Origin of the sequence: Radiobacillus deserti (assembly GCF_007301515.1) — a bacterium.
Taxonomy (GTDB): Bacteria; Bacillota; Bacilli; order Bacillales; family Amphibacillaceae; genus Radiobacillus; species Radiobacillus deserti.
In genome coordinates, this window is record NZ_CP041666.1 from 2612753 (window position 1) to 2638540 (window position 25788).

Here is a 25788-nt window from a genome sequence, read left to right on the forward strand (position 1 = left end):
TACACTTTGTAAAGTACCTGCCCTATACTGTTAGATACAAATGTAAAAAGAGGTGGTATCCGTATGAATGACAAAAAGGATGTCTTAGATCATGGACCTTTCTTTCATGGTACTAAAGCAGAACTTAATATTGGAGATCTTTTGGAACCCCAACACTTATCAAATTACCAAGACAAAAAATCGAATCATATATATTTCACTGCAACATTAGAGGCAGCTAAATGGGGTGCTGAATTGGCAAAATCCGAATCAAAAGAAAGGATTTACATGGTCGAACCACTAGGTGATTTTGAAAATGATCCGAACGTAACGGATAAAAAATTCCCAGGAAACCCCACACGCTCCTATAGGTCCAAATCGCCGTTAAAAGTAATAGCGGAATTAGGTGTGTGGGAAAGACACTCCGATGAACAGATAAACCATATGCTTACCTCTTTAGAAAAATTACGTGAGGAAGGAAAGGCTGTCATATTTGACTAAATCTGGATATTTTTGTTGACTTTTTATTTTGTAAATCTGTACTATTTACACTTGACTAAACAGTTTTCTTAGGGTGTTCAACTTTATATTGGCTAAAATAGCCTAAAGGTACTGTGGATGCGTATGTTATTAAACTATTAACGTAATTTGTAGTTCTCTGTTTTATTCTTTCATACTATGATAGTGCTAACTTTTTACAAACTCTGTTTAATGATTTTGAATGTAGCTTCTGCCACTGCAACATTCTCTATTAAACGCTACCTAAGTATGAAAGGCTGTCCCTATGACAATTTTGTAGTCCAATGCCAATTTACAGCGACTCTAAATTTAATACTATTCTTCCATTAATGGGATTTTTTATTATATTTATTATTGACACCCATAAGGAAGGCGCTTACAATCAGGTTAGTTATTAGCTATTAGTTAAATAAACGGTTGGAGACTTGGTATATGAAAAATAGACCCAACTTTCGAATTGGACAGTTAGCCATCCTGTCTATCCTTCAGGATGATGATACCTCTCTTTCGATGAAAAGATAAAACAAGCAAACTGGCAATCTTGTGTTGGGAGAGTGGGATCCATGGAAGCTAAACAAGATAGTTGCGGCTATTGAAACTGCTCCAAAAAAGAACGTGATTGTGAAAGAGGGACTATACCGAGAAACGCATGCCTTGTATCATGCTATTATAGAAGCATTACATGGTATCCATGCAAAATGAATTTCAAACTTTTTTTAATTCCATGTTAAGTAATTCAATATCATAGTACACTCGATTCAATACCATGTTTCAAAATAGCTGGTATTTATTAGACCCACACCATGTAAATTTAAAACATTGATAAATTTATGCGCCTTATTTGGAAAATTACTTACTAAAATGATTGGATACTTGTGTTAAATCAATTGAAATTGGGATGTAATGTACTAAACTTATGAAAAAATACTTACGGAAAGGAAAAAATATATTGAGACACATAATTGATGAAGAAGTTTCTTTAAGAATGTTTACCGAGGACGACATTGAGGAATTTTATAATTTATTAAATAATTCTAAACAACACCTAAAAAAATGGATTACTTGGGTCGACTCTGTCAAAAACAAAGAAGATGCAGGTAAAAGTATAAAATTAAAAATTGAAGGATTAGTTGAAAATGGTGGATATCCCACGTGGTTTGCTATTATAAATGAAGGGAAAATTGCGGGTACTATTGGATTTAATGACATCGATAAAACTAATAGAGTAGGGGAATTAGGCTATTGGTTGGGCAAAAATTTTCAACAAAAAGGGATAATGTCAAGAGCATTTAAAGCAGTTATAGATTACGGATTTACAGAACTCGGACTCAATCGAATTGAAGTTTATATAGCTGCCGGAAACAGACGTAGCAGAGCTTTACCTGAACGCTTCGGGTTCTTAAAAGAAGGGATAATAAGACAGGCAGAATGGTTATATAACCACTTCGAAGATGAAATTATTTATGGACTTTTGGCTGAAGACTGGAAGTAACAGTGCGTACCCATCACAAAAACCCTTGCCAATTCTACCTGATTCCGAAGAAGGTAAAATATCATCAATTTCAAGAAAACCGGGCTTGTCAAATGAAGTGTGTAAGTCCTGAAAGTTAAATATATTTTAGAACGCTATTTTCTAGCTGATTGTGCACTAACAGTTGATTAATGACCATCGACCAGTTTTGAATGCGACCGTCTTTCCATTTTGTTTCAAGCTCTTTCACACGCATAAAACTTTTAACAGAGCGTTCTCGTTAGGGAATGTTCCTTTTTATTCGTTACTTTTCGGAAGCTAGAATGAATACTTTCTACGGCATTGGTTGTGTACATCACCTTACGAATAGCACTTCCATGATCCTAGAGTTGTTCCACATGATGAAAGTTTCTTGTCCATACATCAATGGCTCCAGGATAGGCAGACCATTGTTGTTTAAAGGATTCGAAAGCACTTTGGCAGGCTGAAAGATTTGGAGCACTATATACCTTTTTTAAAGAAGCAGTAAATGCTTTTTAATCCTTGCTTGGTACATATTTAATCGAGTTGCGAATCATATGAACCATGCAGCGTTGGACGGTTACGTCACGAAAGGTAGCACGAGCCCCCTCTTCTAGGCCACTTACTCCATCCATGGAAATAAAGAAGATGTCTTCGACACCTCTAGCTTTCATTTCATCAAATATTTACATCCATTTGCGCTTGCTTTCTGTTTCATTCAACCAAAGACCTAGCACGTCTTTTTTTCCTTCCATGGTATAGCCTAATATCGTGTAGACGGCATACTTCTTCGTTTCATATTGGATACGGATCGTTGTGAACATACTAAAAAAAACTAGAACTCTTATGCAACAATCTCCCCCTTTAATTCCTTGTTGCGTAGTATTTAGTCAACTACGCAATAAAGAGATTTCACAATCTGTCTCTTTGATTAAAAAAGACCCCGAACTCCGAACTATGTGGAATCTTTCAAGCATAAACCTTCATTTTATGAAAACTTATGAAATCACACCCAGACTGTGACTTAAACCATAAAAATGTAACAACTTAAACCAAAATAATGTAACCCTGACAAAAGACTTTTATATCAAGGTTACATTGCGAATTTAGTACATATATTATAACTAAAACACGTCATTATTCTTTGTATATAAATAAATTATTCACCTTATCTTCGACTCATTACATACTTTTACTTTATAAATATACTCTTAACAATCTTATGATTTAGTACCCTTTTCTTCTTTATTTCTTTATTAAATAATTTTGCCTATAAATGTCAACTTACTTATGTACAATAATGCTCATTTAAGTATGTACACTTTTACTCATCTTCCTGCTCAAAGTGATTCTTAATTCTATAGGATTTGCCAATAATGTTTACCACTGTTGCGTGATGCAATATTCTATCTAGAATAGCGTTTGCTAGTTTTGAATCTTGAAAGACCTCATCCCAGCTCTTAAAGCTTACATTAGTTGTCAAAATCGTACTTCTCTTTTCGTATCTCAAATCTATTAACTGAAAGAAAAGCTTTGCGTCCTCTGAATCAATTGGAAGATACCCAATCTCATCGATAATTAAAAGTTTATATTTCTTATAATGCTTTAAGCGGGCTTCTAACTTAAGCCATTTTAATAGAGGAACCGAAACAACAATTCTTACTTAGTCAATACCCCAGAACTAATAGATAAGTAAACCTGAATCCAATTCACAAAGCCCATTCATCATACTTTTTTTAAAGTAGATTGACTATAACCCTAAAGATTCAGCCACTAGATTGAAGTTTATTTAAATTTTTCTTCATACTTACTTTTCGAAAGGATTTCTCTAGCAGGCAATTTTGTCCAATCCTGTATCGATATATCAGGATTGTTATCTACGAAAATTTCCATTATACGTTTTCCTATCCGGTACAAAGACCATTGAGGGAGATTTTTCCGTGGATTACCATTAGTGAACTCACTTTTAATCTCCACATTTGTTAAGTTTTGATTTTCTTTGAGGTAGTTCCAAACCTTTTGTTCAGATTGCTGTGAGATAAATGGTTTGCTCCAAGAAACTTCAACATCTGGATAAACCGTTTCTGCAAATAGTTCTGCTTTTCCTTCTATCATAACTGCTTCCAATAACGTTTCTGAATGGTTTTCCTTGGATTTTTCAAAATTCACTGTGTGATGATATTCATGGGCTATCATATACTGGAGAGATTCCTTTTCAAAGGAAGGATCAAGACGGAAGAATACAAAGTCTTCATTCCACACACGCCCTGTAACCCCACCCATCAGAGGTAACGAATACGAAAGTCCAGGGACCGAATAATTAGCAGGGAAAAGATATATGGTCTTCCCTTCATCTGGTGGTAATTTGTCGGCTGATTCTTTAAGAGCTTCTATTATTAATGTATTAATCTTGTTTTTCCTTTTCTTTAAAGCCTTTATGTCCTCTTCCAACTCTTTGATATCCTCAGGTGGGGCAAAATGCCAAGAACTTATGGCTGAATACCCCCCCATCTCCCCGAAAGCATGAATTCTAAACGGCTCAAGTACATGTTCTCGATAAATCTCATTTAACTGATCCGATTGACTATCCGCCTTCTCTGCATATTCCAGCAACTCATCATAGAAATTTCGAATCTCATACTCTTGCTGCTTATATTCAAATGTAACAGGTACGTCCGGAGATGTTTTAACTTCCGTTTTTCCGTTTGAATTTTCATTTGTACACCCTAGTAATAATAAGGAAGGTAACCACAACCACATAAGAACTAACCACTTTTTCTTCAATTAGATAACTCCTACTATTATAAATTTAACACTTTTAATTGTACTATCTTATTTAAATTGAGTAATAAACCTACTCTTTTATTTTTCTACTAGCGTTGCACACATAATAATCTAAAATGCTAAGGAAATAATAGTTTATCCAAGCATTGTGAATCTCACCAAGTTCATACTTCTATAAAAACCCTTAAAATTTTGCCGAAAGGAGAACTCATGGACTATAATACTGTTATTCTGTATTCAATGAACCCTATTTCCATTCAGTAATGAATATAATCATAGCTGAAAAAATACTTGTTAATATTACTTCAATTGTGTACCTCCTACCATAAAAATATTTAACTAAATTTTACCATATAACTGACATAACGACATAACTGATATAACTGATATAGTTGATATAGTTGATATAGTTGATATAAAATTAATTGTTTTCTACAAGAAATTTATACGAGGAATGCTTATATTCGTATGAGAAGTTTTGAATCGTTGAACTTTCCAGTATCATCTTTTTAACAGTTTCATTATCATTTCGATATTTTACTGTATCTAACAATCAAAACCAATTCAAATAATGGTCGAGGTATTTAGTTGCCACACTATTAAATCTTTGCAACTAACCTTTCAAACAGCTGTGATAATTATTAACATTTTGAATATGATACAATCCATTATGTTCAATTAAGAAGAAGAAATCGTTAAATTCTATTCTCGTTAATGTAAAGGGACAAAAAGTCTCGATTTCTTCCAGGAGAAAGCAAACAACATTTTGTGGATTGATACGATGCTGCCGAAAGTAGTATTGGGGAAGGGTTAAAAATGCTGGTAAAGCATCCGATTCTTAGGTCAATATCACTATCAACTGCTACCTTGAATTTTTTTCGAACAGCTTTCGATGCTGTTTATATGCTTTTTATAGTCAATATACTAAACCTAAATCCGACCCAAATTGGAATAGTGTTAGGCGTTGGAAGTGTCGGTGCCCTTTTAGGGGCTTTTATTGCAACTAAGTATGAAAAACGCTATGGCATTGGAGCGTCGATTATAGGTGCCTGTTTAATGGTGGCATGTGGGGGAATAATAGTGCCTTTCACTAACTATTATCCATTTTTTCTAATATTGCCATTGCAATTATAGGTCAAGTTTTTACTGGATTTGGAAATACAGTTTACTTTGTAAATCAAGTTAGTTTAAGGCAAACAGTAACTTCGAATAATATTTTGGGAGAATTAATGCAAGTAATAGGTTTATTAGTAGAGGGGCTATGCCTTTAGGGGGATTAGCTGGAGGTTTATTGGCTACAGTTCTTGGATTGAGTAATGCTCTTTTAATAGCTACTATTGGGTATTTTTTATCCATAATTTTGTTGTGGTTTTCTCCCGTAAAAAATGTAAGAACCATTGAACACTTCTTCTGCGTAAAGAAAAAATAAACTCATGAAAATAAAAAGAATACATGTATCATCATTACATAAGTATATAAAGGATATGAAAAGTGGCGCTTTTCCAATTTAATGATATTTTTTCTGTTAATATTCAAAATTTATATCCAAATAAAAAAGTCTTCTTTTATTTAAAGAGGCCAAAGTGTTTTTATGCTGTTTTTTCATCCTACACATCGGCCCTTAAAATCTGGAACAAATGGGGACCTACAAAATAAAAACTTCCTCGGATGTTTTTAAGCATAAGAATGTTATTTAGATTTTCAAGCATAAAGACGTAATCGTGCCATTTTTATGGTTCTACGTCAAATGTTGGGGTGGTGATGTTATTCGTCACCTCAACCAATATGCAACCCTACTTCTTTATACTGTCTTGCGAGTAAAATCTTTGCTCTAAAACGTTTGAAGCTTCTAAATCCAAACGCATTCCTCTTTAAAACTTTCGTAGTATTATTAATCCCTTCCAAAAAACCGTTTGAATAGTTATAAACAAAGCTATTTAGTATTTCAACTTGCCAATTTTGAAACGTCTTAATCGCACTAATCATTTCTGGTAATTCAGATTCTCTTACCAGATCATAGAAAGCTTTTAGGTCTTTCTTCACCTTGAAGATATTTTCACTCCCAATTACTTTAGCTTCTTCAAACCAATCTTTATATATTTCCTTTAGTTCATGAGCAGTTCTTAGTTCTTCTGACATTCCTAAATATCTTTCTAAATGCCACATTTCGTCTTCTTTCAAGCGATTCTTTGGTTTATGAAATACATGTTTCATACGCTTACATTTCTTACGATCATAGTCGTGGAAGGTTTGTTGCACACGTCTTCTAACACGATCTAATCCCCAATAAATATATCTACAAAAATGAAATCGATCGGCTACGATAATAGGCTTCCCTAATGCCTTTTGAACAGCTGCCTTAAAGGATGAACTCATATCCATGATAACTACTTCAACCTGTTGGCCATGTTTTTGTAGATAATTTTTAATTGTGTTTTTATACCGATTAGGTAGTATATCAAGAGGTTGTCTAGTGATACCATCTGCGATAATTAGCTGGTATTTCCCTTCCTTTGTATCTCCTTTATTTCATCATTGCAATAACGGATGGCAAGTTTACCTTTTTTTTCTCTCAGCTAATTTATCAAAGCGTCTTACAATTGTTGAAGCTGGCACCGAATGTTTCGCCAACCTCTTTAAAGGTCTTTCCTTTTATCGATTTTATTGAAACCGCTTGGTTCCATTCAATAGAAGCACGTTGGTACCGTTCTACTATTGGACTTTTTTCTGAGAATCGCTTCCCACAAGAAGGACAAGCATAACGACGACGTTTATACCATAATAGAGTCATTCGCTCAAACCACTTTAAGTGTTTTATTTTTTGATATCTAAATCATGTACACGGTCTGTTTTAGTTTCACAAACCGGGCAACAATGAGGGATACGCTCCATTTCTACATAAATCTGAACCGTTCCATCACGATCTTCCATATTAGTTATAATGCATTCTTTTAATCCTGGTATATTCATGGTAAAATCCATATACACGCAACCCCATTCTCTACTTGTTTCTCGACAATTCAAGTATATAAGAATGTATTGGTTGCGTGTGTTTTATTTTTCAGAATTTCACCTGAACCCCAACAAATATTATAGAGCCATTTTTATGCTTAAAGTCACAGACACAAAAAAACCACCAATTATGTATTGGTGGAGACGGTGGGAATCGAACCCACGTCCAGAGATATCGGCACTCAGGCATCTACGAGCGTAGTTGGTATATTGTCATTCGCTCTCAGTTCGGCCTACCAACAGGCTTCCCTGGAGCTAGCCTGATTCATCTCTTCTGTCTATCCTCAGGCGGAGGACGACAGCGTAGCCCACTTCAAGTTGAGACCCTTCGATCTACCACATGGGCGATGGTAGGAAGGATCCTTTAGTGCTACTTACGCAGCTGCTAAAGAGTAATTGTTTTCTTTGCCAGTTATATTTAGGCGAGTAACGTTTAACGAGTCGTAACCTCGACCCGCAGCCTGAGCTCGACCTACCCCTGTCGAATCCGTAACGTCCCCATGAAATGGGTAAACGGATAAAGGTACCCGAGCACCTAAAAAATGTTTCAGTGTTTCAGTGTTTCAGTGAAGCGACATAATTAATTATAACATCTTCCATTACGATTTCAAGGGTTCTACTGTGGTAATTGTTACCTCATACTATCCTTAATCGCTCGATCGATGTCCCGCTTTGCTTGCTTCTGCTTCAAGTCTTCACGCTTATCGTATTTCTTCTTCCCTTTACCAAGACCAATTAAAACCTTCGCTACTCCGTTTTTAATGTATATCTTTAATGGAACGAGCGCATAGCCTTGCTGTTGGGTTTCTCCGATTAGCTTATCAATTTCTTTACGGTGCAATAATAGCTTTCTCGTACGAGTCGGATCATGGTTGAATCGGTTCCCTTGCTCATATGGAGAGATGTGCAAGTTAATAATCCACGCTTCTCCGCGATCAATGCGGGCAAAGCTGTCCTTTAAATTCACACGACCAGCTCGCAATGATTTTATCTCAGTACCTTGCAAGACTAAGCCGGCTTCATAGGTTTCTTCTATAAAATATTCATGATTGGCTTTACGATTCTGCGCAATCGCTTTTCCTTGTCCTTTAGGCATAGCCTTTTCCTCCTCTAACTACGTGCATTATATTTTATCAAAAAAGACACCGCATTCCAATCTATATTCCTAGCTCCCTTTCGTTATAGTCAAATCCATAGACATCCTCATTCATCCCATGAGAAAATATTGGAGATAGAAAGGGGATGATTCCATGCAGGAAACACTTCAAGTAAGAAAACTCACACTTGACGATTTTGACATCGTACATAACATGCAGACAAGTGTGGAAGATGATTATGTCTTACATATATACGAAAATCTCGTTACCGAAGCGCACCACGGTTTGTTCGGCCTATTTGATGGCGATTCGCTTTTAGCTATTGCAGGATATACCATCTTTCCAGGAAGCTATGCGATGCTCGGTCGACTTAGAAGCGATACCCGCTTTTTAGCAAAAGGAAACGCGACGACCATTTTAAGAGGAATCATCCAAGAGCTTGAACAAGATCCTTCGATTAAGTGGATTGGAGCCAACACAAACCTAAGCAATCACGGTGCAAGACGGGTGCTAGATAAATTAGGGTTGAATGAAATAACCACACTACATTCTGTCGTGATCAAAGATGCACTCAAACTACAAGGAACTCCTGGGCCAATTTGGACAAAAGTCGAGGAAAACCAGACAAAAAGAGAGCTTCTTTTCTCATTACGAGAAAATGCATTAGACGTATATCCTTATGAATGCTATTATCCATTTCCGCTATCACCCGATCTTATCGAGGAAGACTATTTAGCACAAACAGTCGTTTATCAAAGCCCAGACAAGACTCGCTTTGTCATGATTAAAAATGATCAGAAAGGCGATTGGTATGCGCAAATCAAATACTTCTGGGATGATCACTTTGAACAGCCGGGCTTTTGGGAAACGGTCTTTCACTACTTTGAAGAGGAGCCCAATGATATTGGACTTTGGCTTGATTTCTCTGTGACAGGATATGAAAACATACCAGATAAATCTGCTTTTGAAGAAGCAGATCCTTGGGTGCTATATGGTCGTTGGACAGACAAAAGATAGGCGCGAGCGCCTATCTTTTCTTCTTTTTCTTTCCATTTTTCTTGCCGGATCCTTTTGGTGGCTTGCTTCCGTTATTCGGTTTCCCTGCTGTTTTATTTCGTAAGCGTTTTGCGGTAATCACTTTTGGACGGTCCATTCGCTCACGTGGTTGTTTCGGTTTCATTCCAACGATTTCGAAATCCACGACACGTTCTTCAATATTTACATTGGCTACTTTAACTGTGATTTCATCACCGATACGGAATATGTTTCCGGTACGCTCCCCGATCATCGCATAAGAGCGTTCGTCAAAGTGATAATAATCGTCGGTTAAATATAGCTTACGTGAACGAGACCTTCTACCGTATTAGGTAACTCTACAAACAATCCAAAGTTCGTTACAGAGCTAATAACCCCATCGAATTCTTCTCCGATTTTATCGGCCATGAACTCCGCTTTTTTTAGATCATCTGTTTCACGCTCTGCATCGACGGCAGCACGTTCTTTATCGGATGCATGCTTCGCAATCGCTGGCATACGGTCACGCCAATGATTTTGTGTTTTTCCGTCGAGCTTTTGTTCGACTAAATATGTCCGGATTAATCGATGGACAATTAAGTCAGGATAACGACGAATTGGCGATGTGAAGTGTGTATAAAACTCGGTTGCCAAGCCGAAGTGCCCGATGCTTTGCGGATCATATTTTGCTTGTTTCATGGAACGAAGCATGAGCTTCGATATAATCATTTCTTCTTGTGTACCTTGCACTTCTTCTAAGATTTTTTGCAAGGCTTGTGGATGTACGTCGTTTGCTGTTCCTTTCACCACGTAACCTAATGTCGCAATAAATTCGAAAAAGCTTTGTAATTTATCCTCGCTTGGATCCTCGTGAATCCGGTGAATAAAAGGCACGTCCATCCAATGGAAATGCTCGGCTATCGTTTCGTTCGCTGCTAGCATGAACTCCTCAATAAGCTTTTCCGCAACGGAACGCTCCCGTAACACGACATCCTTCGCTTTCCCTTCTTCGTCTACAAGTACTTTTGCTTCTTTAAAATCAAAGTCAATCGCACCGCGATTCATCCGCTTATTACGAAGAATTTGCGCAAGGTTTTCCATGTCCTTAAACATCGGAACAAGTGGCTCATACCGTTTGATTAAGTCCTCATCATCGTTGACAAGAATTTGATTCACATCGTGGTATGTCATTCTCTCCGTCGTTCTGATAACACTTTGGAAAATATCGTGACTAACCACTTCCCCGTTTGCATCAATTTCCATCTCACAACCAAGGGTTAGACGATCAACCTGTGGGTTTAGAGAACAAATGCCGTTGGAAAGACGGTGTGGAATCATTGGAATCACTCGGTCCACTAAGTACACACTCGTTCCACGTTCTAGTGCTTCTTTATCGATTGGCGAGCCTTCTTGAACATAATAGCTCACATCTGCGATATACACGCCCAGCTTATAATTTCCATTATCTAAGCGTTTTACAGTAACAGCATCATCCAAGTCTTTGGCATCCGCACCATCAATGGTTACGATTTGTTCGTCTCGCAAGTCTTTTCTATTTTTGATTTCTTCTTCTGAGATAGAATCAGGTGTGTTAGCTGCTTGCTCCATTACTTCATCTGGAAAGTCAATCGTAATTCCATGCTTATAGATAATCGACAGAATATCAATACCTGGGTCATTTTTGTGCCCTAAAATTTGCACAACTTCCCCTTCGGCACTCATCCGAGCTTCTGGATACTTCACGATTTTCACAATCACTTTGTGTCCATCTGCCGCTCCACCAGTCGCGCCCTTTGGAATAAAGATATCATTTGGAATTCGTTTGTCATCTGCAACAACAAATCCAAAGTGTCCGTTATCCTGATACGTTCCGACTACTTGGGAAGTCGCACGCTCTACAATACGAATAACCACGCCTTCTGGACGGTTCCCTTGTGCATTCGTAGACTCAATTCGAACAAGCACGATGTCATTATTCATTGCAGACTGTAGATCCGCATGGTTAATGTATACATCGTCTTGGTCCTCTTCTTCTGGAATTAAAAACGCAAATCCTTTTGCATGCATTTGGATTCGACCACGAATCAGGTTCATTCGTTCAGGTGGGCCGTACCGATTCTTTCGCGTTCGGACGAGCTCTCCAGCTTCCTCTAATTCATTTAATGCTTTCATTAATCCCTTAAAATCTTCTGCAGCCTTCAAGTCCAATACTTCTTCAATTTCTTGGACGGATAATGGTTTCGAAGCATTTTCCTGAAAGTACTCCAAAATCTGTTCTTTCATCTTGCTTCACCTTCCTTTTCACACGACATTTTGTCTATATAATTTACTATTTTACATATGTTCATACAGTGGTTTTATTGTGTGTTAAGACCAAGGAAGTGATTCTAAAAACCTGTATATATCTTCATGAAGCTGCTCTTTTTCTTTTCCTAATGTAATGACATGTCCGGATTCTTCATACCATTTGATATCTTTTTCATCGGATTCGACATGCTCATAAATATACGTAGCACTGTCTGTATTAATCATTTGATCCTTTCTAGCCTGTACGACAAACGTTGGTGCATAGATGTGATCCACATGTTCTTTGACATCTGTAATGAGCTCTCCTAATCCTTTAAAGACATCCTTAGATTTTTCCATTAACGCATCCACTTCTTGTTGAATGGTTGCTTCCTCTTTTTGCTCTAGTTGTTTATATTCTTTAGAGAATTGTCTAAATCCTACTGTTAATTGTTGTTCGTTGTCAAAAAACATCGGTGCACACATTGGAACAACACCTTGGACCGGGAAGGAATATGCTAATTTAAGTCCTAGAACTCCACCTAGGGACAGGCCGGCTACGGCAATTTCTTCATACCCTAAATCCTTTAAATGCTTGTAAGCGGCTTGGGCATCTTCCCACCATTGATCCGCATTCGACTGAATCAGCTCTTCTGGTGGTGCTCCATGGCCGCGATAAATCGGAGCATGGCAAGTGTAGCCCTTACCTTGCAAATATCTCCCTAGCATTCGAACATCTGCAGTATGTCCTGTGAAGCCATGTAAAAGTAGTACCGCTTTCTTTCCTTCTTCAAACGTAAATGGTTCTGGTTGTTTTATTTTCATCTCTACTTTCTCTCCATTCTATTTCTTGCTCTATGTATGCTTTACCCTAAACAAGTAGTTTTTACGCAAAAAATCCCTTACTGTGAGTAGTAAGGGATTTCAGATTATACAACGTAAGCCAAAAGGAACGTAAGGACAAAAAGAAGTACAGCGGCAACAATTGTTGCTCGGTGTAATACTAAGTCAATTCCTCGTGCTTTTTGTTTTCCGAATAATTGTTCGGCACCACCAGAAATGGCACCAGATAGTCCTGCACTTTTACCAGATTGTAAAAGAACTAAAACAATAAGTGCAACTGCATCGATTATTAATAACGTAATCGCAACTGTTGTCATGTTGCGGACACCTCCTAAGACGCACTAATACATATAAATTACTTTAGCATAAGTCGTCCTATATTAGCAAGCGAATTTCCTACTTCTCAATCGTTTCACAAACGACTATTATATAGATAAAATTACGGGTATGATAGACATATAAAGAATGGAGGAGTATTATGGCTAAATCTTCTTTTTGGCTAGATACTGTGGATGATGTAAAACTTCATGTTCAGAAATGGATTAAGCCTCGATCGAATGATCCGAAGGCGATCGTTCAAATCTCCCATGGAATGGTGGAACATATTGATCGATATGATGATTTTGCACACTACTTAGTAAGTCAAAACATTTTTGTCTACGGAAATGATCATCGTGGCCATGGACAGACCGGAAAAGCGCATGGTTTCATGGGTTTCTTATCCGAAGAAGATGGATTTGAAAAAGTAACGAATGACGTACATCTAGTTACGAAGCATATCCAAGACGAGTATCCGGACACCCCCATATTCTTATTGGGTCACAGCTTTGGATCTTTTGTAGCTAGACACTATATTCAATTACATAGTGAGGATATTGAAGGGGTGATAATTTCTGGAACAGGGGGGCATCCAGGGATTGCAAATGTAGCCGGAAAGCGACTTGCAAAGCAACAAATGAAAAAGGATTTATTAGGAGCACCGTCTCCAACCCTTAACAAAATTGTATTCAATTCCTATAACAAACGGGTATCAAATCCTACATCACCTTATGATTGGTTATCTCACGATGAAAAGCAAGTGCTGGCGTTCGTCGAGGACCCACTTTGTGGTTTCATCCCATCGGCTAGCTTTTTCTATGATTTATTTCACGGACTTGACCTAATCCATCAAGATAAACTCATCAAAAAAATCCGAAAAAATCTCCCAATGTTATTTATAACGGGAGAAGAAGATCCTGTTGGAAAATACGGAAAGGATATTTGGAAAGTGATGAAACAATACCAAAAACATGATATTGATGATATCACGGCAAAATTTTATCCACACGGCCGTCATGAATTACTGAATGAACTCAATAAAACAGAAATCTACAAAGATGTCTTAAAATGGTTAGAGTTTTACATTTCCTAGGAGAATAAATGGACGGAAAACATAGCGGTTCGACGTTGTTCATAAATCTGTCATGTTTCCTCGTACAATGGAACTAGATTTCTTGAAATTTCGTTTGAATTAAGGGTAAAATTATATAGTTAGAGAGCCAGTATGCCTACATAGACAGAGAGAAGGGTTTATACTGGGATATGATTTATAATAGGAGGATTCATTATGGCTGAACAAACTTTTACCATAACGGATAGCACAGGTGTACATGCCCGCCCAGCTACTCTTCTCGTGAATAAAGCTGGTGCATTCCAATCTGATTTAAAAGTAGAGTATAACGGAAAATCCGTTAACTTAAAATCCATTATGGGAGTCATGTCTCTTGGTATTCCAAAAGACGCACAAATCAAAGTAGTTGCAGAAGGTCCGGACGCAGACGAAGCGCTTCGTACAATTGCAGATACCATTAAAAGCGAAGGGTTAGGAGAATAAGTTATGAGCAACCTAAGCGGAATTGCAGCATCAAATGGTATTGCAATTGCAAAAGTGTACAAGTTGGCTGTCCCAGATTTAACTTTTGAAAAAACAAAAGTAGATAATCCAGAGCAAGAAATCGCTCGTTTGCAAGATGCCTTAGAAATTTCCAAAAAAGAGTTGGAAAAAATTAAGGAAAATGCGAAGAAAACACTTGGCGATGAGCACGCGGAAATCTTCTCTGCTCACCTACTCGTTTTGAGCGATCCAGAAATGATTAACCCAATTCAAGATAAAATTAAGTCTGAAAACACAAATGCAGAAGCTGCTTTAAAAGAAACGGCAGATATGTTTATTAGCATGTTTGAAGGCATGGATAATGAGTACATGCGTGAGCGTGCGGCAGATATTAAAGACGTAACGAAACGTGTAATGGCTCATCTTTTAAAGGTCAATTTCCCTGATCCCGCTTTAATCGATGAGGAAGTTGTCGTGGTGGCAGAGGATCTTACGCCATCTGACACGGCACAACTAAATAAACAATTCGTTAAAGGATTTACAACGAATATTGGTGGACGTACGTCTCACTCTGCGATAATGGCACGTTCTCTTGAGATTCCTGCTGTTGTCGGTACGAAGACCATCACTTCTGAAGCAAAAGAAAACGACATGGTCATTGTCGATGGGATTGATGGAGAGGTTATCTTGAATCCAAGTGATGCTGTTATTGCACAGTATGAAAAGAAACAAGCTGATTTTGAAGAACAGAAGAAAGAATGGGCGAAGCTGAAAAACGAGCCAACTAAATCTACGGATGGACAATTTGTAGAGCTTGTTGCTAATATCGGTACTCCTGAGGATGTAAAAGGGGTTATCGACAACGGTGGAGAAGGCGTTGGACTTTACCGTACGGAGTTCTTGTACATGGGTAAAAGCGAGCTTCCAACCGAAGAGGAGCAATTCGAAGCGTATAAATCCGTTCTAGAACAATTGGGTGATCACCCTGTTGTTGTACGTACACTTGACATCGGTGGAGATAAGGAGCTTAGCTACTTGAAGCTTCCAGAGGAAATGAACCCGTTCTTAGGATTTAGAGCCATTCGTCTTTGCTTAGAGCGTGACGATATTTTCCGTACACAGCTTCGTGCCCTATTACGTGCAAGCGTCTATGGAAACTTAAAAATCATGTTCCCAATGATTGCAACGTTAGACGAGTTCCGTCAAGCAAAAGCAATCCTTCTTGAAGAAAAAGACAAGCTAGTTAGTGAAGGGTCTAAAGTGAGCGATGACATTGAAATTGGTATTATGGTTGAGATTCCTTCTACTGCTGTAATCGCTCGACAATTTGCGAAGGAAGTTGATTTCTTCAGTATCGGAACGAATGATTTGATTCAATATACAATGGCTGCGGACCGTATGAACGAACGCGTATCTTATCTATACCAACCATACCACCCAGCAATTTTAAACCTTGTTAACAATGTAATTGAAGCTGCTCACGCAGAAGGCAAATGGGCTGGAATGTGTGGAGAAATGGCTGGAGACTCTATCGCTATCCCAATTTTACTTGGACTAGGCTTAGATGAATTCAGCATGAGTGCAACCTCCATTCTCCCAGCACGCACACAAATTTCTAAGCTTTCTAAAGCGGAAATGGCTTCTTTCAAAGATCAATTGTTATCTATGAGTACGGCTGATGAGGTGGAAGCGTTTGTTCGTGAAAAAACGAACCAATAACAGAGATAAATGCATGGACTATGTCCATGCATTTATTTATCTTAACGAAAACTGTAAAAGATAAACAGTAAACACTCCCCCCTGAGCTCCCCGGACTTACTTCCTTTATACCTCGAGGAAAAATACCATTAGACGATTTGCAAAGCAACAGTGGGTGAAAGGTTAAGGAGAGAAAACATTAATGTGGCTATCATTTTAGATGCCTCTTATGGATGCCAATCCTATACATAGATAGGCATCCGTGATTTTTTAGTACTCTAGAAATATCATTGGATCAACATTTTAGTGACGTTTTATTTGCCTACCACTATTCCCCGAACATTTCCATATCTCTCCTTAACTCCTTCGAAGCATTCGGTACTTCACGTGGCTTATACTCCACAATATCTGATGAATAAATATTAATCTCCATATTTCCATATGCGGCCTTAGCTCGAATCAGCAGTGGTTGATTTAAGTTATTTTTAAAGGAAAAGTCAGGACCATACCAACTGACGGTGGCATCCCTTCCAGATGGAACGTAAGGAACACTTTTACTATGGGAATAGCGTTGAAGAATTTTCACACCAATCCGATCCACTGCGTTAAATAAGGTGGACGACACCTGACAAATGCCACCACCTATCCCTTCCGATACTTCACCTCTTACAATCTCCGGAGCAGGTAAATACCCCTTCTCTTTTGTGCGCTTCCCCACTACTTCGTTGAACGAAAACGTCTTACCTGGAAAGACGACATAGTTATTCACCGCTTCTGCTGCAAGTGCAATATTGTGTGCCCTTTCTTCATTATTGGAATTAAAATACGTAATATATTGACCAATTCGTTTCGTTCGAATCATGGCTAACAATTCCTTATCAACCCGAGGATGGACTTTAAGCACTGGAGCTTCTATTTCAACTGGTTGTTTATTTAAAAAATACGTATAGAACAAATCCCTGAATTTTTGACGATGCAAGGTATAGCCAGCTTTTCCCGCGACAATCTCTCCGCTGTCGTTAAGCGTAGCGTTGACTGGTTCTTGATAAATATCCTCTTCTAACTCCTTTATAAACTCACTATATTTTTCTTCATCCAAGATCGGTTCATCTAGATAAGGAATTGCAAAATCTGCTGGTTGTACATCTGCAACAGTTTCCCCTTTATAAGTCACGACTAGGTTACTAGGAGATATGACTTGATTGGCAAATAATAAGAGCATAGTTAGATATGTAAGCTTCATATTCGATTACCTCCTACCTGTAGTATGAGTAGGAGCTATGATTTCATGTAATAATTAGGATATAAAAATGAATCGCCGAGTGATACACTAGTTTGGGGAAGGGTTTTGAGAAATTATTATGGTTGTGGGGGCGTGGTACATTATGAAGAACATAACTGTGATGGACTGGTTATATGAAGAGGAGTGTACAGACAGAGAAATAGATTTTATTTTAACTTTTCTGCCAGCGTTATCTACTTTATCCATTGATTATTCCAAAATGGCACATATACATAAACTGCTGAACAAACGATTTCCAGACTTCTCCATTAGTTGGGATAAGGACTACTTGCAATTTGTAAACTTCGATTCCTTAATAAAAGAGAAGCTAGCTGGAAAATTTTCAACAAAAGAGTTGTTATGCCGTATGTCTAGGCAAGAAATGTGCAAATCCATTTGTGATACCATACTTGCCTCGTCCACATAAAGAAGCTTCTCCAGCTAAATTTTCTAATAATAAGACTCTTCCATCCCTATATAGTCATTTGTCTTTAAAACGGGAATACCATTACTCTCAGCAAAACTCAAAAGCTCCATCATTAAATCATCCACCATCTTGGATGGCTCATAATGAGAAATTGTAATTCTCCTTCTTTGTTTTAATTTTATTGTTGCCGTTTTATTTGCAGTGCCTACCTTTTGTTAAACGAATCCATTTGATATGATTAAAAAGCAGTTTTTTATTAACGATAGGTAAGGTGAAAAAGAAAACTTGATACTGCAATAATGAATCACTGATTCTTATTTTAAATTGAATAAATAATTGTAAGAACGTACATACTGCAAGCAGCAAAAAGAAAATTTTAAATAAGCTACTCGTCACAATAATCATCAACAACACCCATAACATAAATAAAAACAACACGGGAATTCTTTGGGATTTCGTTGCACAGACCATACTATCCCCCCTCATATTACCATAATAATCCTATTATAATATAAAGATTACTGCTATTAATAAAGATATTAAGAAACCTTACTTCTAGTGAAGTAAGGTTTTTATATCACTAAACGGACACTCCACCATAACCTGCAATCAAATGGTAAAGCAGCCCATCAATGTCCAATGACAACAGGTTTATTATAACGGTAAAGGGATTGTTTTTTTCGATACTTCAGCTTGTTTCTCTTTGGACTTACTTAAATCTGGATACAAATCGACGCGACGATCCCTCCACGTCGTAACAGAGCCATCTAGGCGAACTTCATACAACAAGGATAAATCTAAGTCTGCAGTAATAATCATATCATGATTGATTTCGCCTTCCATTAAAATTCCTCCCTGAGGAAATGGAACATCATTTGGCGTTATCACTGCCGCCTGCCCAAAGTTAGAACGCATAAAATCAACAGTAGGAAGGGAGCCGATTGTACCAGTTGTAACAACATACACTTGATTCTCAATAGTTCGAGCATGACAGGAATAGCGAACACGATGAAAACCGTGACGATCATCTGTGCAAGATGGAATAAAAATAACATCTGCTCCCATTCCTCGTACCATTCGTACAATCTCAGGAAACTCCACATCATAACAAGTCAGGATAGCAATTTTCCCTTTTTCGGTATCAAAAATCCGAACACCTTCACCCGGAGACAGCTTCCATTCGGTTATTTCCCACGGTGTTAGATGAAGCTTCGCTTGCTCTTCCATACGACCATTTGGATAGAAAAGATGAGCAACATTGTAATACTTGCCACCTCTTTCGATAATGTGAGTACCACCAATAATGTGCATATTTTCCTCCTTCGCAAGGGAAGACATTAAAGCATAATATCGATTTGTATATGCTGGTAAACCTGTATAAGTGCGATCCGTTTGATCGGTAATGGACAATAGCTGTGTAGTAAGAAATTCCGGAAACAAAATAAAATCGGAGTTGAATTCAGCTGCACTCTTCACATAATGGGTAACTTGTTTGGCAAAATCCTCGAACGTGTCAATCGTGTGAAGATGATACTGAACAGCAGATACACGTAGTTTCATTTCTTTCATTCCCCCTTATAAAAAATGTCAGAAGAAAAGCGCACCACTTTAAACGTTCATTAAAGAAATGCGCAGTAATTTATACAATATACTATGTTTTTATAACACAATCAATGGTTTTTTAATAGAAATTAAGATTGCTTCAAGCTGTCTAATAATACATAGCCAAATACAAAGCCGGATAACGTGGATAGAAACGAAGGAGATTGCACAGCGAAGTAATACAAAAATGGCGGAATTTGGAGTAAGTTAAGAAATGAAGCAACTGGGATAAACATAAGAATGAACGTAGGAATTCCAATAACAGAAAGCTTTACAACGTCAATTTTCCAGGGCTTTTTCCACTCCACAAGGAATTTAGGAAGTCTAGTTAAGAAGCCTAAAAATACTGGGAAAAGAGTACCAAAAAGCACCAGTGGCCGAAGTTCGAATGTTTCATTACTGTATTCCCGCAACCGATTGTAAGCTTCCATACCTAGAAAAGCAATAAGCAGAATCCCAGCAGTCCAAAGGATATAGGTTGTCAGTCGGTTCATGATTTAGCCTCCTTATAAATATGGTATTCACCGAAGGTATTTCACAACTTGCCACTAACAAATTGCAATACTATTGATAATCTATTTAATTTTCTTTCACAGCATTTTGAGTAATATCGTATTATCTCAAGAATTACTGTATAGAATTACTACCTCTAAGAATCTCTAGCGAAAGTAATCCTTAAAAAAAGAGCCAACAAAATAATCAAAGCCGATCCAATAACATTAATTGTTGTCGTGGTAGCTTCATTATCTATGAGGAGGTTCATAATAAATGAACCCATAACTATGCCTAACAGGAATAAAAAAACACCTTTTTTCATGAGATAACCTCCATTTTATTAGCATTGCTAACTCAATGATGGTCCAAAGAATTAGTCTCCTTTTTCAAATATCTAATGCTGGCAAAAATCAAGAAAGGAATGCTTGCAACTATAAACATAATACATACTGTATAATAGGGGAAAAATTAGAATAATCCACACAACCACCTCTGGAAAGTAACTTGCAATTATAGTTTAACATATTATTCCATACGACATATTTGAAAATTTTATAGTTCTAAAAAATAATACTTCCCTTTTTTGGAGCCTTTGCTCTTTAGGTTACTTGCATTTAATATTCTTTTGGAAACATGAGAGCTTTTGATATGGAGAAATTCTCTGCACTCTGCATTATTTATCTTGGGTTGAATAAGTAGAAGGTAGTCCTCAAGAGATTGTATGTGAGCCTGCCTGTCCTTATTTTGACAATTAGGGCATTTCCACGTTCTTTCTTTTCTTTCCATGGGTATGTAAGAACATCTTGGACATATTACACCAGTTAATACTTCATTTAATTGGTAGTCATAGATCTGATTAGCAAGAGGATAAGATACTTCGTGGGAATTTAATAGAAGATTTTTCAACGCTGAGGTCGTAATGTCATCCAAATATTTATGTGTGTTTTCTTCAGCTTGTTCAACCATATTCATTATATGCTCCATATGGAATACCTTATGGATGGTGTTGTTTTCTTCCAAATTTGTTTTAATAACTGCATTATTATTACAAATTACAATAAATCCTTGAACGTTAACATGACCGAAATTACGTTCAGCTAACCAATGTCTTAGACGGTTGGTTTGCAGAGTTACTTGAGAAATGGGATCTTTAAATCCTTCCTCCTTTCCATCTAAGGTTCGAATCAATTGTTTAAATTTCCGGTCAAAATAAAGTGTACCAGAAATATTTTTAGCCTCAAGCACGATGACTTGCTTTGTCGTAATAATCAGTGTATCCATTTGAAAATGGATATCCTTGTTTGATAATCGTAAATCATTAAATATGAGAAAATTATGGTCTAATTCTTTTAAGTAGTAATCCATATTCTTTTCTCCGTTATATCCGGCTAGCCTTTTCCTATAATCATCCGTGATTTCTCTTCTTTGGTAATGGTTCTGTGGCAATCTTCTAAGGAGTGCTTCTGCAATTCTTAATCTCACGGGCTTGTTTCTAGTCTTTATTATCATTCGAACACCTCCTGATTGTTAATTCTATGTACTTTTCTATTTTACCTTTGAGATAAGAAAAATTGAATTTCTGATAATATATCAGCGAAAATTTTCGTATATCAGCGAAAAATTTGCTATATCGGCGAAAATTTCTGTATATCAGCGATTATTTTTTTATCGGCGTTCTAGAGTGATATATCAGCGCTCACGCTCTCATCCCACAGCCCCACCACACAAAAAAAGCCACCCCCGCGGGGTGGCTTTCCTCAGTAAAGCATTATTTATTCAAGTTATAAAACGCATCTAGACCTGCGTAGATACCAGTTCCTACTAGTTCGTCTTCGATACGAAGTAGTTGGTTATATTTCGCTACACGGTCGGTACGAGATGGTGCACCTGTTTTAATTTGTCCAGCGTTTGTTGCAACTGCGATATCCGCGATTGTTGCATCTTCTGTTTCACCAGAGCGGTGAGAGATTACTGCTGTGTAACCAGCACGTTTGGCCATTTCGATGGCATCGAACGTTTCTGTAAGTGTACCGATTTGGTTCACTTTTACAAGGATAGAGTTTCCTACGCCTTGCTCGATACCTTGCTTCAGACGTTTTGTGTTTGTAACGAATAGGTCATCCCCAACAAGCTGTACGCGATCACCGATACGCTCTGTTAGAAGCTTGTGACCTTCCCAGTCGTTTTCATCTAACCCATCTTCAATAGAGATGATCGGATATTTGTTAATCATTTCTTCGTACCAAGCAACCATTTCTTCAGAAGTACGAACGACGCCTTCCCCTTTAAGGTTGTATTTACCATCCTCGTAGAATTCAGATGAAGCTACATCCATTGCAAGTTTTACTTCTTCGCCTGGTTTGTAACCAGCTGCTTCGATTGCTTCAATGATTGTAGAAAGTGCTTCTTCGTTAGAACTTAGGTTTGGTGCGAAACCACCTTCATCCCCAACACCAGTGTTTAGACCTTTACCGCTAAGCACTTTTTTAAGAGAGTGGAAAATTTCTGCACCCATGCGTAGTGCTTCACGGAAAGTTGGAGCACCTACTGGCATGATCATGAATTCTTGAATATCCACGTTGTTATCCGCATGCTCCCCACCATTCAAGATGTTCATCATTGGGGTTGGAAGTGTTTTTGTGTTGAAACCTCCAAGGTATGCGTATAATGGCATACCAAGGTAATCCGCTGCAGCGTGTGCTACTGCCATAGATACACCAAGGATTGCGTTCGCACCTAATTTTGCTTTGTTTTCTGTACCATCAAGCTCGATAAGAAGCTCATCGATTACAACTTGACGAGTTACGTCTAGACCAAGAAGTTCTGGTGCGATGATTTCGTTTACGTTTTCTACTGCTTTTAGAACACCTTTTCCTAGGTAACGGGATTTGTCACCGTCGCGTAGTTCAACTGCTTCGTATTCACCTGTAGAAGCTCCACTTGGAACTAGTGCAGATCCGAAAGCTCCGGATTCTGTAAATACTTCTACTTCCACTGTTGGGTTACCGCGTGAATCTAATACTTCGCGTGCATAAACGTCTGTAATGTAAGGCATTGCTTAATCTCTCCTTTTCCTTGTGCTTTATTTTTTAATAAGGGATTGGCCAGTCATTTCCTTCGGTTGCTCGACTCCTAATAGGTCTAACAACGTTGGAGATAAATCACCTAGAATCCCGCCATCTCGTAATTCAATACCTTCTTTTGTCACAATGACTGGTACTGGGTTGGTGGTGTGTGCGGTCATCGGCTTGTCATCCATAGTAATCACTTCATCGGAGTTCCCATGGTCTGCCGTAATAATAGCATGCCCACCTAGTTCAATAATTTTATCAACAATTTTTCCTAAGCATTCGTCAACTGTTTCAATTGCCTTAATCGTTGGCTCAAGCATTCCAGAGTGACCAACCATATCGGGGTTAGCGAAGTTCAAGATAATCGCGTTTTGTTCGCCCTTATCTAGTTCTTCTAGCAGTGCATCCGTCACTTCGTAAGCACTCATCTCTGGTTTTAAGTCGTACGTTGCTACTTTTGGTGAATCGATTAGAATTCGTTTTTCACCAGGGAATTCTTTTTCACGTCCACCACTCATAAAGAACGTAACGTGTGGATATTTTTCGGTTTCTGCGATTCGTAGTTGCTTCAAGTTGTTTTGAGCAAGAACCTCACCTACTGTATTATCTAAGTTCACTGGTTCATACGCAACAAAACCATCCACGGTTTCACTAAAGTTGGTTAATCCAACAAAGTGTAAATCTTTTGGTGCTTTTGGTCCGCGATCAAAGTCTCTGAAATCCTCGTTCGCAAATGTACGAGAAATTTGAATCGCTCGGTCTGGACGGAAGTTATAGAAAATAACGGAATCACCGTCCTGAATCGTCGCTTTTGGTTTCCCGTTTTCATCCGTTAACACAGATGGAAGAACGAACTCATCGTAAATTCCATTTTTGTAAGAGTCTTCAACTACTTCAAATGGATCTTGATAAGTCGGGCCTTCCCCATAAACCATTGCATCGTATGCTTTTTTCACACGATCCCAGCGCTTGTCACGGTCCATGGAATAGTAACGTCCAGAAAGACTGGCGAATTCTCCTACTCCATACTCCTTCATGACATCAAGGGTGGATTCAATATACTTCTTCGCTGATTTTTGGCCAACGTCACGACCGTCTAAGAAGCCATGGACATATACTTTCTTAAGACCTTGTTTGCTAGCTAATTTAAGCAAAGCATAAAGGTGTTCGATATGGCTGTGCACCCCACCATCGGACAGGAGGCCAAAGACATGTAATGCGTGATCCGTATCTTTAGCATGGTTAATCGCATTTACTAACACTTGGTTTTCGTAAAAGTCACCTTCACGAATCGATAGGTTCACTCTTGTTAAGCTTTGATAGACAATTCGGCCTGCTCCGATATTCAGATGTCCAACCTCGGAGTTCCCCATTTGTCCGTCAGGCAACCCTACCGCTTCTCCAGATGCTTCAAGCTGGTTGTGTGGGAACTTGTTCCAGTAACGATCAAAGTTTGGTTTATTCGCTTGCTTTACTGCATTCCCTTTCACTTCGTCGCGACAAGCAAAACCATCTAGAATGATGAGGGCTGCAAGTTTATCTTGGCTCATTATTTACCCGCCTCCACTAGCTTTAAGAACGAGTCTGCTTCAAGGCTTGCGCCACCTACTAATGCTCCGTCGATATCTGACTGTGCTAACAACTCTTCCACATTTGCAGGTTTTACACTTCCGCCATACTGAATGCGAACCGCTTCTGCAGCATCAGCAGATACAACGTCTTTTACAACGTTGCGGATATGTGTACAAACTTCATTCGCTTGTTCAGAGGTAGCTGTTTTACCAGTTCCGATTGCCCAAATTGGTTCATAAGCGATAATGGTTTGTTTTACTTGCTCTTCGCTTAAACCTTCCAGTGCTTTCTTCACTTGGCCTTCTACAAGCTGATTCGTTTGGTTGCTTTCACGTTGCTCTAACGTTTCTCCTACACAAACGATAGGTACTAATCCATGCTGGAAAGCAGCATGAACTTTTTTGTTAACAGTTTCATCGGTTTCTGCAAAATATTCACGACGCTCAGAGTGACCAAGGACTACATAGGTTACACCAATATCTTTTAGCATAACTGGACTAACCTCTCCAGTGAACGCACCGTTTTCTTCGAAGTGCATGTTTTGAGCAGCAATCTTCACTGGTGTCCCTTCTGCTTTTTGTACAAGCTCAGAAAGATAAGGGAATGGTGCGCAGATAACAGATTCTACTTCGTTAAAAGAAGGAACCTGCCCCTTTGTATCTTCAAGAAATTGAACGGCTTCACTACGAACTTTATTCATTTTCCAGTTTCCCGCAATGACCTTTTTTCTCATTCGATCTCA

Annotated in this window: 21 protein-coding genes, 1 other RNA gene and 5 pseudogenes; 8 read left to right on the top strand and 19 right to left on the bottom strand. The window is 38.1% G+C overall.

Annotated elements, in window-relative coordinates:
- The first annotated feature begins 63 nt into the window (after positions 1-63).
- The 3 genes from arr (at position 64) to FN924_RS13930 (ending at position 1990) form a co-directional block, all read left to right on the top strand.
- Entirely contained in the window at positions 64-480 is a 417-nt protein-coding gene (gene arr, locus FN924_RS13920) for an NAD(+)--rifampin ADP-ribosyltransferase (protein ID WP_143895476.1), read from the top strand.
- 639 nt (positions 481-1119) lie between these two features.
- Positions 1120-1200 carry a hypothetical protein gene (locus tag FN924_RS19895; protein WP_407692021.1) on the top strand — a complete coding sequence of 27 codons (81 nt, stop codon included), beginning with the start codon at positions 1120-1122 and terminating at the stop codon, positions 1198-1200.
- Positions 1201-1447: 247 nt separating this feature from the next.
- Positions 1448-1990 (top strand): GNAT family N-acetyltransferase, encoded by a 543-nt coding sequence (locus FN924_RS13930; protein WP_228409458.1) that lies wholly within the window; start codon positions 1448-1450, stop codon positions 1988-1990.
- Positions 1991-2105: 115 nt separating this feature from the next.
- Here the strand turns inward: FN924_RS13930 and FN924_RS13935 are convergent.
- The 7 genes and pseudogenes from FN924_RS13935 to smpB all read right to left on the bottom strand — a co-directional run.
- Positions 2106-2814: pseudogene (locus FN924_RS13935) on the bottom strand (IS256 family transposase); the annotation flags it as partial.
- A 500-nt stretch (positions 2815-3314) separates the two neighbouring features.
- A pseudogene (locus tag FN924_RS13940) lies at positions 3315-3614 on the bottom strand (ATP-binding protein); the annotation flags it as partial.
- 161 nt (positions 3615-3775) lie between these two features.
- Positions 3776-4774, bottom strand: coding sequence for a DUF2268 domain-containing putative Zn-dependent protease (locus FN924_RS13945; protein WP_143895478.1), 999 nt, complete (start codon positions 4772-4774; stop codon positions 3776-3778).
- A gap of 421 nt (positions 4775-5195) precedes the next feature.
- Positions 5196-5441, bottom strand: a pseudogene (locus tag FN924_RS13950) (IS1595 family transposase); the annotation flags it as partial.
- 1109 nt (positions 5442-6550) lie between these two features.
- A pseudogene (locus FN924_RS13955) lies at positions 6551-7762 on the bottom strand (ISL3 family transposase).
- Positions 7763-7922: 160 nt separating this feature from the next.
- Positions 7923-8286: a transfer-messenger RNA gene (gene ssrA / locus FN924_RS13960) on the bottom strand.
- A 131-nt stretch (positions 8287-8417) separates the two neighbouring features.
- Positions 8418-8882, bottom strand: a complete 465-nt coding sequence (gene smpB / locus FN924_RS13965; RefSeq protein WP_143895480.1) for an SsrA-binding protein SmpB — start codon at positions 8880-8882, stop codon at positions 8418-8420.
- Between the two features lie 154 nt (positions 8883-9036).
- On the opposite strand from smpB, the gene FN924_RS13970 reads away from it, so the two are divergent.
- The gene (locus FN924_RS13970) at positions 9037-9900 is read left to right on the top strand and encodes an N-acetyltransferase (protein ID WP_143895482.1); all 864 of its coding nucleotides are present in this window, start codon (positions 9037-9039) and stop codon (positions 9898-9900) included.
- A gap of 10 nt (positions 9901-9910) precedes the next feature.
- On the opposite strand, the pseudogene rnr reads toward FN924_RS13970, so the two are convergent.
- The 3 genes and pseudogenes from rnr to secG all read right to left on the bottom strand — a co-directional run bounded on the left by rnr (position 9911) and on the right by secG (position 13343).
- Positions 9911-12180: pseudogene (gene rnr, locus FN924_RS13975) on the bottom strand (ribonuclease R).
- Between the two features lie 84 nt (positions 12181-12264).
- On the bottom strand, positions 12265-13008 hold the full coding sequence (locus FN924_RS13980) for an alpha/beta hydrolase (protein ID WP_143895484.1): 744 nt from the start codon (positions 13006-13008) through the stop codon (positions 12265-12267).
- Positions 13009-13112: 104 nt separating this feature from the next.
- Entirely contained in the window at positions 13113-13343 is a 231-nt protein-coding gene (gene secG, locus FN924_RS13985) for a preprotein translocase subunit SecG (RefSeq protein WP_143895486.1), read from the bottom strand.
- Positions 13344-13504: 161 nt separating this feature from the next.
- Here secG and FN924_RS13990 point away from each other — a divergent pair, with 161 nt between their 5' ends.
- The 3 genes from FN924_RS13990 (at position 13505) to ptsP (ending at position 16618) form a co-directional block, all read left to right on the top strand.
- Positions 13505-14437, top strand: a complete 933-nt coding sequence (locus FN924_RS13990) for an alpha/beta hydrolase (RefSeq protein WP_143895488.1) — start codon at positions 13505-13507, stop codon at positions 14435-14437.
- A gap of 195 nt (positions 14438-14632) precedes the next feature.
- On the top strand, positions 14633-14899 hold the full coding sequence (locus tag FN924_RS13995; protein ID WP_194709663.1) for a phosphocarrier protein HPr: 267 nt from the start codon (positions 14633-14635) through the stop codon (positions 14897-14899).
- Positions 14900-14902: 3 nt separating this feature from the next.
- A complete protein-coding gene (gene ptsP / locus FN924_RS14000) occupies positions 14903-16618 on the top strand; it encodes a phosphoenolpyruvate--protein phosphotransferase (protein WP_143895492.1) in 1716 nt (571 codons plus the stop codon).
- A gap of 307 nt (positions 16619-16925) precedes the next feature.
- Here the strand turns inward: ptsP and FN924_RS14005 are convergent, their stop codons facing one another.
- Positions 16926-17840, bottom strand: a complete 915-nt coding sequence (locus tag FN924_RS14005) for a VanW family protein (protein WP_143895494.1) — start codon at positions 17838-17840, stop codon at positions 16926-16928.
- Positions 17841-17982: 142 nt separating this feature from the next.
- On the opposite strand from FN924_RS14005, the gene FN924_RS14010 reads away from it, so the two are divergent.
- Positions 17983-18306: a hypothetical protein gene (locus FN924_RS14010; protein ID WP_143895496.1), complete on the top strand. Its 324-nt coding sequence runs from the start codon at positions 17983-17985 to the stop codon at positions 18304-18306.
- A 192-nt stretch (positions 18307-18498) separates the two neighbouring features.
- Here FN924_RS14010 and FN924_RS14015 read toward each other — a convergent pair whose 3' ends face one another.
- The 8 genes from FN924_RS14015 to tpiA form a co-directional block, all read right to left on the bottom strand.
- Positions 18499-18777: a hypothetical protein gene (locus tag FN924_RS14015; RefSeq protein ID WP_143895498.1), complete on the bottom strand. Its 279-nt coding sequence runs from the start codon at positions 18775-18777 to the stop codon at positions 18499-18501.
- A gap of 183 nt (positions 18778-18960) precedes the next feature.
- Positions 18961-19866, bottom strand: a complete 906-nt coding sequence (locus tag FN924_RS14020; protein ID WP_143895500.1) for a carbon-nitrogen hydrolase family protein — start codon at positions 19864-19866, stop codon at positions 18961-18963.
- Between the two features lie 131 nt (positions 19867-19997).
- Entirely contained in the window at positions 19998-20402 is a 405-nt protein-coding gene (locus FN924_RS14025) for a hypothetical protein (RefSeq protein ID WP_143895502.1), read from the bottom strand.
- A gap of 155 nt (positions 20403-20557) precedes the next feature.
- A complete protein-coding gene (locus FN924_RS18940; protein WP_158634016.1) occupies positions 20558-20725 on the bottom strand; it encodes a hypothetical protein in 168 nt (55 codons plus the stop codon).
- Between the two features lie 230 nt (positions 20726-20955).
- Positions 20956-21912 carry a nuclease-related domain-containing protein gene (locus tag FN924_RS14030; protein WP_143895504.1) on the bottom strand — a complete coding sequence of 319 codons (957 nt, stop codon included), beginning with the start codon at positions 21910-21912 and terminating at the stop codon, positions 20956-20958.
- 259 nt (positions 21913-22171) lie between these two features.
- Entirely contained in the window at positions 22172-23458 is a 1287-nt protein-coding gene (eno, locus tag FN924_RS14035) for a phosphopyruvate hydratase (protein ID WP_143895506.1), read from the bottom strand.
- Positions 23459-23485: 27 nt separating this feature from the next.
- Positions 23486-25024 carry a 2,3-bisphosphoglycerate-independent phosphoglycerate mutase gene (gene gpmI, locus FN924_RS14040; protein WP_143895508.1) on the bottom strand — a complete coding sequence of 513 codons (1539 nt, stop codon included), beginning with the start codon at positions 25022-25024 and terminating at the stop codon, positions 23486-23488.
- Positions 25024-25779 (bottom strand): triose-phosphate isomerase, encoded by a 756-nt coding sequence (gene tpiA / locus FN924_RS14045; RefSeq protein WP_143895510.1) that lies wholly within the window; start codon positions 25777-25779, stop codon positions 25024-25026. The genes gpmI and tpiA overlap by 1 nt, the downstream gene beginning before the upstream one ends.
- Between the last annotated feature and the right edge of the window lie 9 nt (positions 25780-25788).

Coding starts and splice junctions, on each gene's coding strand:
- arr (WP_143895476.1), top strand. CDS start 64: ATGAATGACAAAAAGGATGTCTTAGATCATGGACCTTTCTTTCATGGT.
- smpB (WP_143895480.1), bottom strand. CDS start 8,882: ATGCCTAAAGGACAAGGAAAAGCGATTGCGCAGAATCGTAAAGCCAAT.
- FN924_RS13970 (WP_143895482.1), top strand. CDS start 9,037: ATGCAGGAAACACTTCAAGTAAGAAAACTCACACTTGACGATTTTGAC.
- FN924_RS13980 (WP_143895484.1), bottom strand. CDS start 13,008: ATGAAAATAAAACAACCAGAACCATTTACGTTTGAAGAAGGAAAGAAA.
- secG (WP_143895486.1), bottom strand. CDS start 13,343: ATGACAACAGTTGCGATTACGTTATTAATAATCGATGCAGTTGCACTT.
- FN924_RS13990 (WP_143895488.1), top strand. CDS start 13,505: ATGGCTAAATCTTCTTTTTGGCTAGATACTGTGGATGATGTAAAACTT.
- FN924_RS13995 (WP_194709663.1), top strand. CDS start 14,633: ATGGCTGAACAAACTTTTACCATAACGGATAGCACAGGTGTACATGCC.
- ptsP (WP_143895492.1), top strand. CDS start 14,903: ATGAGCAACCTAAGCGGAATTGCAGCATCAAATGGTATTGCAATTGCA.
- FN924_RS14005 (WP_143895494.1), bottom strand. CDS start 17,840: ATGAAGCTTACATATCTAACTATGCTCTTATTATTTGCCAATCAAGTC.
- FN924_RS14010 (WP_143895496.1), top strand. CDS start 17,983: ATGAAGAACATAACTGTGATGGACTGGTTATATGAAGAGGAGTGTACA.
- FN924_RS14015 (WP_143895498.1), bottom strand. CDS start 18,777: ATGGTCTGTGCAACGAAATCCCAAAGAATTCCCGTGTTGTTTTTATTT.
- FN924_RS14020 (WP_143895500.1), bottom strand. CDS start 19,866: ATGAAACTACGTGTATCTGCTGTTCAGTATCATCTTCACACGATTGAC.
- FN924_RS14025 (WP_143895502.1), bottom strand. CDS start 20,402: ATGAACCGACTGACAACCTATATCCTTTGGACTGCTGGGATTCTGCTT.
- FN924_RS18940 (WP_158634016.1), bottom strand. CDS start 20,725: ATGAAAAAAGGTGTTTTTTTATTCCTGTTAGGCATAGTTATGGGTTCA.
- FN924_RS14030 (WP_143895504.1), bottom strand. CDS start 21,912: ATGATAATAAAGACTAGAAACAAGCCCGTGAGATTAAGAATTGCAGAA.
- eno (WP_143895506.1), bottom strand. CDS start 23,458: ATGCCTTACATTACAGACGTTTATGCACGCGAAGTATTAGATTCACGC.
- gpmI (WP_143895508.1), bottom strand. CDS start 25,024: ATGAGCCAAGATAAACTTGCAGCCCTCATCATTCTAGATGGTTTTGCT.
- tpiA (WP_143895510.1), bottom strand. CDS start 25,779: ATGAGAAAAAAGGTCATTGCGGGAAACTGGAAAATGAATAAAGTTCGT.